The organism is Acidovorax sp. GW101-11A03 (assembly GCF_059424825.1).
This window is the reverse complement of sequence record NZ_JBWKZU010000102.1, coordinates 1-12155: the sequence shown is the minus strand read 5'-3', so window position 1 is coordinate 12155 and position 12155 is coordinate 1. Positions and strand designations below refer to the sequence as shown.

Genomic DNA, 12155 nt, shown 5'->3' with positions numbered 1-12155 from the left:
AAGCTGGGCCTCCCAGATATTTCGCCAGCCAGCCAGGACGCTGCCGCCGTGGAACTGATCCGCGAGCGGGGCGCCCTCGGTGATGTGCAGGCCGGTCGCACCGTGCAGGCCATCAACAAGGTCGCCAAGGTCTGGGCCAGCCTGCCAGGCGCTGGCTACAACCAACCAGAACGCAAACTTTCCGCCCTGCTGTCGGCCTACGCCAGCGCAGGCGGCCAAACCACTGAGGCCTGACCATGAGCACCGCATCTTCCCCCGGTCCAAACAACCTGCTGCTGCTGGCCGTGCTCGGCATTGGCGCCTATTACCTGATGACCCGCCGCGCCATGGCGCAGCCGATGTACCAGGGCCAGGCGGGCCGCGCTGCCCAAAACGCATCGATCATCGGCGCTGGACTGAACGCCCTGGGCAACCTGTTCAAGGGTGGCGGCTCCAGCGGCTCCACCGTGCCTTACCTGGGCACCTATGACGGACGGTCGCAAACACAGTGGGATGTGACGCCGCAGGGTCCGGACGGCCCGCGCTACAACAACCCAAGCGCCTATGTAGCGGGGGACGGTGTGGCGGTGAACCCCCCATTCGATAGCGCCTACGACTTCACCAACGAACCTTGGTACTGAGCATGGAGCGCAAAGCCATCATGGGGATCGCGGCGGTGGCCGGTATCGGCCTGCTGCTGTACCTGCGCAAGTCGGGCGACTCTTCCACCCTGGCCGGTGCTACTTCGCTGCTCAATTCGGCAGGGGGTGCCACCAGCTGGGCCAGCCAGCCCATCGTCATCACCACCAACACCAAGGCACCGGCCGTAGTCGATACCGCTGCAGCCACGCCAGCGCCAACGACGAACACCAAGGCACCAGCGGCCTACACCGACAGCTCTGCCGCAGGGTGGGGGCCTGGTGCCACCACGTCCAAGCCTGCCAGCTCCGGCGGCGGCTACCTCGATGAGAAAACCGGCATCTATCACTACGCCGATGGGTCCACCTATCAAAACCCGTTCAACTACGGCACGCCGGACAAGCCCCAGTGGGCACTGACCGGTAAGGAAGTCGCAGGGTTCTGGATGTGATGAAAATCGCCCCTGTCTCCGCCGACCTCCTGATAAAGCTGGCCCTGCTGGCCGGTGGCGTGCTGGTCGCGGCCTACGTGGTGCGCAAGGCATCCACGGCCGCCAGCGACGCGGCGGGCGCGGCCTGGGATGCCACCAGCCAGGCGGTGCGCGATGGGGCCTGGGCCGTCACGCCCTGGAATAACGACAACGTGATTTATCAGGGCGTGAATGGCGCTCTGTTCCCCGACGGCTCCGACACCCTCGGCACCTGGCTGTATGGCCTGCTGCACCCCGAGCCATCGCCCCCGATTTACGTCCCCGACTCGCCCGCCTGGAACACTCAGGGCGGCCAGTGGAACAACCCCAGCGCGTACACCGCGCCATCCGGCCAGGGCGGCGCCGCCTTTGGCATCTACCCGAGGCCCTGACCATGAAAAAAACCGCCATCGCCCTCGCCATCGCCGCCCTGTGCGCCTCCCTCGCTGGCTGCGGCGGCTTGCATGTCTCCTGGGTGGCGACGGCCAGCTACAACGCCGACGCCATCACGCAGAGCCAGGTGCAGCACCAGGACGAAAGCAAAAAGTGAAGTTCACCAGCACCCTGCAGCTCGAACGCCTGGAAGACACCAGCCGCGACGGCCGGGGCACATGGCGCCTATTGGCCGCCCTGGGCTACGACTCCGACCTGATCGGCCACGTGGACGTGCCGCAGGGCTTTGTCACCGACCTGGCCAGCGTGCCCCGCCTGCCGGTGGCCTTCTTCCTGGCCGGTGGCCTCGCCCACGCTGCGGCCGTGGTGCACGACTGGCTGTACACCACACACCAGACCGACCGCGCGACGGCCGATGCCGTGTTCAAGGAGGCCTGCCAGGCCTGCGGCGTGAGCCCGTGGCGGGCCTGGGTGATGTGGCTGGGGGTGAGGGCAGGGGGCGCGGGCTCCTGGGGCGCTGATGGCCCCGCGCAGCCCCCTGGCGTGTCGATTCAAATCCAACAAGAGGGACTGCTACCGTGAACGCTGATCTGATCTTTCAACTGCTCGGCCCCCTGGGCGTCGGCATTGGCGTTTACGCCGCCATCCGCGCCGACCTGGCCCGCACCACGGTGGTAGCCCAACACGCCCACGAATCGGCCGCCGAGGCCCACAAGCGGATCGACCGCATCACTGAAAAATGAAAGCCTTCCTCCCCACCCCGGCCGAGTTCGGCCGAGAAGCCCTGATCTTGATCGGCGGTGCCCTGATCGCCGCCTTCTTGATGCGCCAGCTCCCTGGCGTCCGTTCGTACATCCGCGACGCCTGGGGAGAGCCAGGCGGGCACACCTGACAGGAGAACCACCATGGCACGACGCCGCATGCCCCCCCGCCACAAGTCCGGCCCCAAGAAGGGCCAGTTCAAGAAACGCCGCTGACCACCAGCGCGAGACTCCAGAAACATCAAAGCCACCGCAAAGGGTGGCTTTTTTTATGCCCAGCGCTTGACAAGCAAGCGCCAGCAGCTATCAATTTTGTATCAACTGAAGCACGACGACACCGGCGGCACGGTAGTCCCGGTCGTTCGCTGCCTGCCAGGCGGCCGGGGCGCGCCAGTTCGCCGCGGCCTCCAGCTCCCTGATCTTGCCCAGCAGGAACTGGTGGGACCAGTGGGCCTCGCTGCAGGCATCGGCAAAGCCCCAGCTGGTGAGCCAGTACAGCGCCTGCAGCGGCGCGGCCGGTACCGGGGTTTCCTCGCGCAGCCACCGGCGCATGGTGTTCTCGTGGACCGCGAGCACCTTGCAGGCCCGGGCAAAACCAATCTCGTCAACAAACAGGCGCAGCTGAGCCGCGCCACCAACACGTGGCACTTTCAACATGGGGTTCCTCTTGGGTGTTTTTGCTACGAGCTGGCGCCGCTCAGAGGCCATGATGGCCGGGGCGCCAGGGGCCTGTACAGGCAAAAGAAGCCAGGGCGGCTTCAGGCGAAGGCGACGGACGGCATGAGGCCATCGATCCACCGCGCCTTCTTCTTGCGGCGAGTAGATACGATGTATATTATGTAAAATATCAAACTCGTAGAAAAAAGCCGCTCCGTCTTGCCTCAAAACCCAGGCACGGCGCCCATGCGAAAATTCCCGGCTGTCCCCCACACTCTCACCCATGCATTCCCTTCGCCTGCTCTGCCGCACTGCGGCTTTCCAACTGGCTTTGTGTCTGGCCGCCCTGGCGTTATTGCTCTTCAGCGGACTGGCTCCAGCCCACGCGGCGCCACCCTTGGTCTACAACAAGGACGGCGTGAGCTTTGAACACCCCGTAGGCTGGAAAGTGACGGAAGATGTAGTCGCGCAGGACGAAACCCGCATGCGCAGCATCGATCTGGAGGGGCCGAACGAGGCGGTTGTGACCTTGATGTTCAGCCCGTTTTTTTCGGGCCAGGACATTGAGAAGTTTGCGGCCGCAGCTGCGCGCAACCGCGCGGATGCCGCCCGGGCCAACACTGCGCAGCAGGCCCGCATGGGCCCGGTGACGGCCACGCCCATTACCCGCCAGGTGGCGGGCAAAGAGAACAAAGGGGTTTCGCAACGCTTTGTGGTCAGCATGCTGGGCCAGAACCTGCCGCATGAAGCGCGCTTCTTCAAGGCCGCGCTGGATGGAACCACTGCAATCATCATGACGCAGGTGGCGGATGAAGATGCCAAGGGTGCGGAACCAGGCTTTGCCATGGCGCTGGACACCCTCCGCTACCACGCTGCCAAGCGCTGAAGACTGCCCGCGCGCAACACAGACGCCCCAGCTAGTGTGACGGGGCAACCTGTTTTTCGCCGCCAGTCGCCGAAGCGGCTGTGTTTTGACGCGCGGACTCAAAGGCCTGGTGTGTGCTCAAGAACACCCGTCCCTGCAGGTTTTGGCCCAAGCTTGTTTTCTGCAGGCGGTCCAGCACGGGGCCTTTGACTTCCGAGAGCAATAGTGCAATGCCCCGCCGGGCCAGGCTGCTCTCCAGATCGGTGAGCACCCCCAAAGCAGTGGCATCGATCTGGTTGATGGCCGAACACACCAGCAGCACATGGCGGGTGCGGGGCTGGGCGGCGACCAGGCTTTCTATGGTGTCCTGCAGAACCTCCGAGTTCGCAAAATACAGACTTTCGTCCACTCGCACCGCAATCAGGTCAGGCTCTGTTGCCACAGGGTGGCGCGCGACGTTGCGGAAATGCTCGGTGCCTGGCACGCGCCCCACTACCGCGATGTGCGGGTGGCTGCTGCGCCAGACCAAGGTGCCCAGCGACAGGCCGACCCCCAGAAGGATGCCCGCCTCCACCCCCCAAGTGATCACACCGCCCGCCGTGACCAGCAGTGACCAGGCATCGGCCTTGTCATAGCGCCACGCTTCGCGCAGGGTCTGAACATCGATCAACGACACCACTGCCATGATGATGGTGGCGGCCAGCACTGCATGGGGCAGGTAGTGGAACAGGCCGGTGAGCGCCGCGATGACCACTGCCATGAGCATGGCAGACACCAGGCCCGCCAAGGGTGTGTTGGCCCCGGCCGAGAAATTGACCACCGAGCGCGCAAAACCGCCGGTGACGGGGAAACCGCCTGACAACGCGCTGGCCACGTTGGCGGCGCCCAGGCCCAGCAGCTCGCGGTTGGGCTGTATGCGCTGCTGGCGCTTGAGCGCCAGCGATTGCGCCACCGACACACTTTCGACAAACCCGACCAGGGAGATGAGCAGCGCGGGTAGCCACAATTGGCGAATGGCCGACATGGCAACGGAGGGAAAGGCCAGCACTGGCAACCCCTGCGGCACTGCGCCCACAATGCTGACGCCAGCGGATTTGTCCCAGCGCAGCGCGGCCACCAGCGCTGTGGTGACCAGCACTGCCAGCATCGGGGCAAGCTTGGATGCAAGCTCTGCCAACTTGGCATCTACCCCGGCACGCACCAGCCAAGGTGCAAGGAACTTGCGCGCCAGCAGCAAAAACAGCACGCTCCCGGCGCCAATGCCCAAAGTCACGCTGTTGGTGTCTGGCGCCGCGTGCGCCAACTGCAGCAATGTATCCAGCACATTGCCACCCCCGGCTTTCACGCCCATCAGGTGTTTGAGCTGGCCCACCGCAATCAGGATGGCCGAGCCCGAGATAAAACCGCTGATGACCGGATGGCTGAGAAAGTGCGCGAGAAACCCCAATCTCAGCAGGCCAAACAGCAGCAGCATGCCGCCTGACAAAAGGGACAGGAGCATGGCCAGCCCCACATACTCCGCAGAACCCGCTGCCGCCAGTGGCTGCAACGCGCTGGCTGTCATGAGCGAAGCCACCGCCACGGGGCCCACCGCCAGCGTCATGCTTGACCCCACCAGCGCATAAGCGACTATGGGCAGGATGCTCGCGTAAAGGCCGACTTCAGGGGGCAGCCCCGCCAACAGCGCGTAGGCCAAGCTCTGCGGAATGAGCATCACTGTGACGATGACACCCGCCACCAAGTCTCCTGAGAGCCAGGACCGCTGGTAGTTGCGCATCCAGCTGGGCATGAATTGCATGCGAGGGCCTTTGGTTCTTCTCTCGTTTCTTTCTGAGGTGCTCAGGCTCTCAGTCCAATTGCTGGGCCAGACCAAACAGCTGGGCGGACCGTGCACCCGATCGGCAAAAAGCCAGCATGGGCCTTGGTGCCGCAGCCAGCACGTTGTGCAAGGCCTGCACCTGCTCCGGAGTGATCGCACCGCTCACCACCGGCAGATACACATAGTGCAAACCGGCGGCACGGGCGGCCTCTTCCAGCGTCTGGCTGGTCGGCTGGGCGTCTCCGCCCTCCCCGTCTGGCCGGTTGTTGATGAGTGTCTTGACCCCCTGGGCAGACACCCAGGCGAAGTCCTCAGGCAGCAACTGGGGGGACACCGCAAAGTCGGGTGTCAAGGCAATGATCTGCATACCCATTTCAAAGTGCTCCTGCTTGCTGGTTGGGAGTGCGCCGCATGCGGCCTTCAGCGATTTCAAACAGCCACATACCTGCCAGCATGGCCAGCACAAACACGATGGCCTTGGGCTGCCCGGCCCCAGCCGAGACAATGGCCGGACCGGGACAGAAGCCCGCCAAGCCCCAGCCAGCACCAAACACCAGGCTGCCAACCACCAGGCGGCGATCAATGTCGCGGGAGGTGGGAAGGTGCATGGCGCCCCCCAGAAAGCTGGTCGTGCGCTTCTTGGCCAAGGCAAACGCGAACAGGCCGACGGCAATCGCACCGCCCATCACAAAAGCCAGCGAAGGGTCCCACAGGCCTGCCAGGTCCAGAAAACCCAGCACTTTGCCGGGGTCGGTCATGCCCGACACGATGAGGCCCAGGCCAAACACCAGGCCCACCACAAATTCAGAAATTCGGCTTTTCATCAAGATTTTTTTCATGTCCATGCTCCATGGGTTGTATGGCGTCAGCCCAGCACATGCCGGACAAGAAACACTGTGAGGAAGCCCGCGCCCATGAAGGCCAGGGTGGCAACGAGGGAACGGGGCGACAGGCGCGAGAGCCCACACACGCCGTGGCCGCTGGTGCAGCCTGATCCATAACGCGTGCCCACGCCCACCAGCAGCCCGGCGGCCACCACCGCACTCCAGCCGGCATCAATACGCGGCGCGGTTGCACCAGCAAACAGCCAATACACGCCAGGGGCCACCAACATGCCCAGCACAAAGGCCAGGCGCCAGCCTGTATCTCCTGCCCGGGGCCGCAGCAAGCCACCCACGATTCCGCTGACGCCCAGAATGCGGCCATTGAGCAGCACAAACAGCGCCGATGCCAGGCCCAGCAGAACACCCCCGGCCAGGGCGCTCCAGGGGGTGAAATGGGTCCAATCGATCAGCATTTCTGATCCTCCTTGGCGGTGCCTTGTGCAGGCCCGCAAAACTGTTCAAACAACACATTCATGACCGCCAGTGCCTGCGGGCTGGCGATCTGGTAGTAAATGTTCTTGCCTTCGCGGCGGGTGTTCACCAGGCCTTCCTCGCGCAGCACCCCCAGTTGCTGGGACAAGGTGGGCTGGGAGATGCCGACCAGTTCCTCCAGCTCGCCCACCCTCTTCTCACCCTGGCTGAGCTGGCACAGCAGCAGCAGCCGGTCGGGGTTGGAGAGCACCTTCATGAGGCGACAGGCGCTGTCGGCCGAGCGGCGCAAGGTTTCCAGTTCGATGGGTATTTCGGTGAGCATGGGCGTGCGCTCCTTTTCAATTTCGTTATCGATATTCTATTGACCAACAATCTATAAGTCAATAAACTATCTTCATCGAAATTAAAAACCGAGGAAAGAAGCGATGAAACCCCAGATACAGGCCTTCTTTGACGACGCCACCTGGACGGTGAGCTATGTCGTCTATGACCAGCCCGGCGGCCATTGCGCCCTGGTGGATTCGGTGCTGGACTACGACCCCAAGTCCGGCCGCACCCGCACACATTCCGCCGAACGCCTGATCGAGTTTGTGCAGACCCACGGCCTGACGGTGGAGTGGATCCTGGAGACCCACGCGCATGCCGATCACCTGTCGGCCGCACACTACCTGCGCAACAAGCTGGGGGGACGCATCGCCATTGGCGCCGCCATAACCAAGGTGCAGGACGTGTTCAAGGCCGTGTTCCATCTGGAGCCCGAGTTCAGCCCGGATGGCCGCCAGTTTGATCACCTGCTGCACGACAACGAGGTGTTCCGCATCGGCCAGCTGGAAGCCAAGGCGCTTGCCGTGCCTGGCCACACCCCTGCCTGCATGGCCTACCAGGTGGGTGATGCCGTGTTTGTGGGCGATACCCTGTTCATGCCCGATGTGGGCACGGCACGCTGTGACTTCCCCGGGGGCGATGCGCAACAGCTTTACCAATCGGTGCGCAGGCTGCTGAGCTTGCCACCCGAGACGCGGCTCTTCATGTGCCACGACTACCCCCCGGCCGGTCGCGCCACCGCCTGGCAGACCACCGTGGCCGACCAGCGCGCCCACAACATACACGTGCACGATGGCGTGAGCAAAGACGCCTTTGTGGCTCTGCGCACCCGACGCGATGCCACGCTGGAGATGCCCACGCTGATCCTGCCCTCAGTACAGGTCAACATCCGCGCCGGTGCCATGCCTCCAGCCGAAGACAACGGCGTGGCCTATCTCAAGATTCCGCTCAACGCGCTGTGACCGGCCCATGTCCCGAAACCACCACGCACCAAAGGAAGCACCATGAACACCAACGTTGGAACCCTCGACCGTGTGCTGCGCATCGCAGCAGGCCTTGTGCTGATAGCCCTTGCCGCCACCGGCACTGTTGGATGGTGGGGCTGGCTGGGCGCGGTGCCCCTGGCCACCGGCCTGTTCCGTTTTTGCCCCGCCTACACGCTGCTGGGCATCAACACCTGCCCCATGAAGAAGTAAGCCCCCCGCGCGGCACAGCCGCGCGCAAGCACCTAAAAACCACAAGGAACAAGGAATGAGCACTTTTGACCATGCGGGCCTCATCCAGGGCATCAACGAAAGCCTGGCCAGCTTCCGCAAGGCCCAGCCCGATACCATGCGGGGCTTCGCACAACTGGCCCAGGCCTCCATGGCCGAAGGCGCGTTGAGCAGCAAACACAAAGAGTTGATTGCCCTGGCCATCGGCGTCACCCAGCGCTGCTCGGGCTGCATTGGTTTTCATGTCAAGGCACTGCAAAAACTGGGCACCACCCGCACCGAGCTGGAGGAAATGCTGGCCGTGTGTGTCTACATGGGCGGAGGCCCCGCCCTGATGTACACCGCCGAAGCATTGAAGGCCTGGGACACCCTGGCGGCAGGCAACGCCTGATCCCTCGCCAGCGAGGGGGCTGCGCCCTCACCTTCTCTGACAGTGGAAGACGCACCGCCCGCAGGGAGCGGGCAAAAAAAATCTGGCACAACACAGCGTCTTCCAGTACCGTGCTGCCACAGGCTCATGGCCGATCTTTGCGCAGGTCCGCCCTGCGCCACGGCGTAGTACGCGTGCGACACACCGCCCACACCGAAACAGCGACCGGCTGTTATAAATCGGTTTACATTTTGTGCGTCTATCCATGAGACTGTTGCAAAAAAGGGGGGATCGCCATGCATGCAGGTCTTTCGAAGACACGCCGGGGTGTTGTCTGGCTCATGGGCATTGCCCTTGGTGCATCCGCGTTGTTTGGCACTGCCGCGCAGGCCCTGGATAAGGCCACTGGCCCGGTGGTGCTGACCATCGAAGGCGCCATCACCCACACCAACCAGGGCCAGCAGGCGCAGTTCGACATGAAGATGCTGGAGAAGCTGCCCCAGCACAGCTTCTCCACCCAGACCCCCTGGTACCCCAATGCCGTCACCTTTACCGGCCCCTTGTTGCGCGACGTGCTCGCCGCTGTGGGGGCCAAGGGCACCAAGATCACGGCCGTGGCCCTGAACGACTACAAGACCGAGATTCCACTGGACGATGCCACCCGCCACGATGTGATCGTGGCACGGCTCATGAACAACCGGCCCATGCCCGTGCGAGAAAAAGGCCCGCTGTTCATCGTCTACCCCTTCGACACCAAGGCCGAGCTGCGCAGCGAGCTGTACTACAACCGTGCGGCCTGGCAGCTCAACGCCTTGCGCATCAGGTAGCCTGCAGCCCGGCCAGGCCCGCCCCCCCACGCATGCTGCGCAGCAAACACATCCTGCGGCTCATCATTGCAGGCCTGGTCCTGGCCTATGTGGCCATTGCGGCCGTGCAGTACCACCAGTACCGCAGCGTCGAAGCCGTGATGCGGCGTGGCGATGTGAACGCTCTGTGGTCCTTTCTGCAGCTCAACGTCGAATACGAAAAGTTCGACCATGCGCTGCACCAGTTCGAACTGGACCCGAAAAGCATTCCCATGGACCGGCTGGAGCTGCGCTACGACCTGTTCCTGAGCCGCTTCAGCGCGCTGGAGAGCGGCACCGCGCGCACCTTGATGCAGGAAGAACCCATCTACGCACAGGCGCTGGCCGCCCTGCAGAGGTTTGTGGCAGCGGGTGACAGCCACTTTGGCGCGAGTGTGGACCCGGCCTCCAGCCAGCAACACATGCGGTTGCTGCGCGCCGAGCTGGACACCCTGCGCGACACCGTCCAGGAACTGTCGCTGAACGCCTCGCGGGTATCGGCCCTGCTGGGCGACTCGCGCAACGCCGAAGTCAAGCACCAGACACTGCTGACCACCGGACTCACAGCCTTTCAGGCCGTACTCACCTTTTTGCTGGCTTTTGCCATGGCGCGGCAGTTCCTCAAGCGCGAAAAGGCCAAATCCCTGGCCATGGCGGCGCAGGCCGAGCTGGTGGAGGCCCTGAAGCGCAACGAAGAGGCGCTGGAAGCACGCGTCGCACAGCGGACTGCCGAGCTGCAGCAGCTCAATGTGGCGCTGCGCGAGCATGAGGAAGAGCTGGAAATCGCCCGGGCCAAGGCCGAGGACGCCTCGCAGATGAAGTCGGACTTCCTGGCCAACATGAGCCACGAGATCCGCACGCCCATGAACGCCGTGATCGGCATGAGCCACCTGGCGCTGGGCACCGACCTCTCGCCCCGCCAACGCGACTATGTGGAAAAGATCCAGCGCTCGGGCCAGCACCTGCTGGGCCTGATCAACGACATCCTCGACTTCAGCAAGATCGAGGCGGGCAAGCTTGAAGTGGAGGTGGTGGACTTTGAGCTGCGCGGCGTGCTCGACAACGTGGCCAACCTGATCAGCGGCAAATCGGCCAGCAAGGGCCTGGAGCTGCTGTTCGACGTAGACCCGGCCCTGCCTGACAACCTGCGCGGCGACCCCCTGCGACTGGGGCAGATCCTGGTCAACTACGCCAACAACGCCGTCAAGTTCACGGATGCGGGCGAGATCATCGTGCGGGTCAGCCAAGCCTCGCGCGACGCCGAGGGCATCCTGATGCGGTTTGAGGTGCAGGACACGGGCATCGGTCTCACCGAAGAACAGCAGTCGCGCCTGTTCCGCTCCTTCGAGCAGGCCGACACCTCCACCACGCGCAAATACGGCGGCACCGGCCTGGGCCTGGCCATCTCCAAAAAGCTCGCAGACCTGATGGGCGGCGAGGTGGGCGTGCAAAGCGCGCCGGGCCAGGGCAGCACCTTCTGGTTCACGGCCCGGCTGGGCCTGGGCACGGCCCCGCAGCGCCCCCTGCTGCCCGAGCCCGACCTGCGCGGGCGGCATGTGCTGGTGGTGGACGACAGCGAACAGGCGCGGCAGATTCTGGGCGGGCTGCTGGGCAGCATGAGTTTTGCCGTCACCACGGCCAGCTCGGGCGAAGAGGCAGTGGCCAAGGCAAGCGCTGCCGATGCAGCCGGGCACCCCTGCGAGATTGCTTTTCTGGACTGGAAGATGCCCGGCATGGACGGCTTTGCCACCCACCGCGCGCTGGCGCTGCTGCCCCACCCGCCGCATTCGGTCATCGTCACCGCCGCTGGCCGCGACGATGTGCAGAAAGAGCTGGAAAGCGCAGGCATCGGGCTCATGCTGACCAAGCCCGTCAGCCCCTCGCAGCTGTTTGACACAGCCATTCGCGCACTGGGCGGCCATGCCCTGTCGGCCGAGGCCCACCGGGCCCACGGCCCGCGCAGCGCCCCCAACCTGGCCACCATCCAGGGGGCCCGGGTGCTGCTGGTGGACGACAACGACCTGAACCAGCAGGTCGGCGCCGAGCTTCTGGCAGGCGCCGGGCTGGTGGTGGACGTGGCCGACAACGGCCAGATTGCACTCGACATGCTGGCGCGCGCGCCCTACGACATCGTGCTCATGGACATGCAGATGCCGGTGATGGACGGCCTCACCGCCACGCGCCAGCTGCGCCAGAACCCCGCGTGGGCCCAGCTGCCGGTGCTGGCCATGACCGCCAACGCCATGAGCCGCGACCGGGACCTGTGCCTTGCCGCAGGTATGAACGGCCACCTGGCCAAGCCCATCGACCCCGACGAGCTGTTTGCCAGCTTGCTGCAATGGATTGCGCCGCGCGCGCCAGCATCTGTCCCCCTGGGAGAGGCAGCACCACCAGCCGCCGTGCCCCCCGAAGTCGCCGATGCCCCCGACCCGCTGCGCAGCATCGAGGTCCTGGACACGGCCGCCGGTCTGCGCCGCGTGCTCGACAAACGCCCGGCCTACGAG

20 protein-coding genes are annotated in these 12155 nt (G+C 64.5%); 14 read left to right on the top strand and 6 right to left on the bottom strand.

What is annotated here, in order from left to right:
• From AC07Z7_RS24055 to AC07Z7_RS24020, 8 genes are all read left to right on the top strand, one after another.
• Positions 1-234 (top strand): lysozyme family protein (locus AC07Z7_RS24055; protein ID WP_494767908.1); only part of this gene is annotated, 234 nt, incomplete at its 5' end.
• A gap of 2 nt (positions 235-236) precedes the next feature.
• Entirely contained in the window at positions 237-620 is a 384-nt protein-coding gene (locus AC07Z7_RS24050; protein ID WP_422849574.1) for a hypothetical protein, read from the top strand.
• A gap of 2 nt (positions 621-622) precedes the next feature.
• On the top strand, positions 623-1069 hold the full coding sequence (locus AC07Z7_RS24045) for a hypothetical protein (protein ID WP_494767907.1): 447 nt from the start codon (positions 623-625) through the stop codon (positions 1067-1069).
• Positions 1069-1479 carry a hypothetical protein gene (locus tag AC07Z7_RS24040; RefSeq protein ID WP_494767906.1) on the top strand — a complete coding sequence of 137 codons (411 nt, stop codon included), beginning with the start codon at positions 1069-1071 and terminating at the stop codon, positions 1477-1479. Before AC07Z7_RS24045 ends, AC07Z7_RS24040 begins: the two co-directional genes overlap by 1 nt.
• A gap of 2 nt (positions 1480-1481) precedes the next feature.
• Entirely contained in the window at positions 1482-1637 is a 156-nt protein-coding gene (locus AC07Z7_RS24035) for a hypothetical protein (RefSeq protein ID WP_158274979.1), read from the top strand.
• The gene (locus AC07Z7_RS24030; protein ID WP_494767905.1) at positions 1634-2062 is read left to right on the top strand and encodes a DUF1353 domain-containing protein; all 429 of its coding nucleotides are present in this window, start codon (positions 1634-1636) and stop codon (positions 2060-2062) included. Before AC07Z7_RS24035 ends, AC07Z7_RS24030 begins: the two co-directional genes overlap by 4 nt.
• A complete protein-coding gene (locus AC07Z7_RS24025; RefSeq protein ID WP_494767904.1) occupies positions 2059-2223 on the top strand; it encodes a hypothetical protein in 165 nt (54 codons plus the stop codon). Before AC07Z7_RS24030 ends, AC07Z7_RS24025 begins: the two co-directional genes overlap by 4 nt.
• Positions 2220-2372: a hypothetical protein gene (locus tag AC07Z7_RS24020; RefSeq protein WP_422849568.1), complete on the top strand. Its 153-nt coding sequence runs from the start codon at positions 2220-2222 to the stop codon at positions 2370-2372. Before AC07Z7_RS24025 ends, AC07Z7_RS24020 begins: the two co-directional genes overlap by 4 nt.
• Positions 2373-2547: 175 nt before the next feature.
• Here the strand turns inward: AC07Z7_RS24020 and AC07Z7_RS24015 are convergent, their stop codons facing one another.
• A complete protein-coding gene (locus AC07Z7_RS24015) occupies positions 2548-2898 on the bottom strand; it encodes a hypothetical protein (protein ID WP_422849567.1) in 351 nt (116 codons plus the stop codon).
• A 283-nt stretch (positions 2899-3181) separates the two neighbouring features.
• Between AC07Z7_RS24015 and AC07Z7_RS24010 the strand changes: the two genes are divergently transcribed.
• Positions 3182-3784, top strand: a complete 603-nt coding sequence (locus AC07Z7_RS24010; protein WP_494767903.1) for a hypothetical protein — start codon at positions 3182-3184, stop codon at positions 3782-3784.
• Positions 3785-3815: 31 nt separating this feature from the next.
• Here AC07Z7_RS24010 and AC07Z7_RS24005 read toward each other — a convergent pair whose 3' ends face one another.
• Genes AC07Z7_RS24005 through AC07Z7_RS23985 form a run of 5 tightly spaced genes read right to left on the bottom strand, consistent with a single transcriptional unit; the run spans position 3816 to position 7220 of the window.
• Positions 3816-5561, bottom strand: coding sequence for a SulP family inorganic anion transporter (locus AC07Z7_RS24005; protein WP_494767902.1), 1746 nt, complete (start codon positions 5559-5561; stop codon positions 3816-3818).
• A gap of 49 nt (positions 5562-5610) precedes the next feature.
• On the bottom strand, positions 5611-5955 hold the full coding sequence (locus tag AC07Z7_RS24000) for a protein tyrosine phosphatase family protein (protein ID WP_494767901.1): 345 nt from the start codon (positions 5953-5955) through the stop codon (positions 5611-5613).
• Between the two features lies 1 nt (position 5956).
• Entirely contained in the window at positions 5957-6406 is a 450-nt protein-coding gene (locus tag AC07Z7_RS23995; protein ID WP_094291247.1) for a YeeE/YedE family protein, read from the bottom strand.
• Positions 6407-6447: 41 nt separating this feature from the next.
• Positions 6448-6879 (bottom strand): YeeE/YedE family protein, encoded by a 432-nt coding sequence (locus AC07Z7_RS23990; protein ID WP_252659425.1) that lies wholly within the window; start codon positions 6877-6879, stop codon positions 6448-6450.
• Entirely contained in the window at positions 6873-7220 is a 348-nt protein-coding gene (locus AC07Z7_RS23985) for an ArsR/SmtB family transcription factor (protein ID WP_462386860.1), read from the bottom strand. Before AC07Z7_RS23985 ends, AC07Z7_RS23990 begins: the two co-directional genes overlap by 7 nt.
• Positions 7221-7323: 103 nt before the next feature.
• On the opposite strand from AC07Z7_RS23985, the gene AC07Z7_RS23980 reads away from it, so the two are divergent.
• From AC07Z7_RS23980 to AC07Z7_RS23960, 5 genes are all read left to right on the top strand, one after another.
• Positions 7324-8184 (top strand): MBL fold metallo-hydrolase, encoded by an 861-nt coding sequence (locus tag AC07Z7_RS23980; protein ID WP_494767900.1) that lies wholly within the window; start codon positions 7324-7326, stop codon positions 8182-8184.
• Between the two features lie 42 nt (positions 8185-8226).
• Positions 8227-8418, top strand: a complete 192-nt coding sequence (locus tag AC07Z7_RS23975; RefSeq protein WP_494767899.1) for a YgaP family membrane protein — start codon at positions 8227-8229, stop codon at positions 8416-8418.
• A gap of 55 nt (positions 8419-8473) precedes the next feature.
• Entirely contained in the window at positions 8474-8827 is a 354-nt protein-coding gene (locus AC07Z7_RS23970) for a carboxymuconolactone decarboxylase family protein (protein WP_494767898.1), read from the top strand.
• Between the two features lie 275 nt (positions 8828-9102).
• Positions 9103-9633: a putative pterin-binding protein gene (locus AC07Z7_RS23965; protein ID WP_420807462.1), complete on the top strand. Its 531-nt coding sequence runs from the start codon at positions 9103-9105 to the stop codon at positions 9631-9633.
• 32 nt (positions 9634-9665) lie between these two features.
• On the top strand, positions 9666-12155 hold a 2490-nt coding region (locus AC07Z7_RS23960), incomplete at its 3' end, for a hybrid sensor histidine kinase/response regulator (protein ID WP_494767897.1).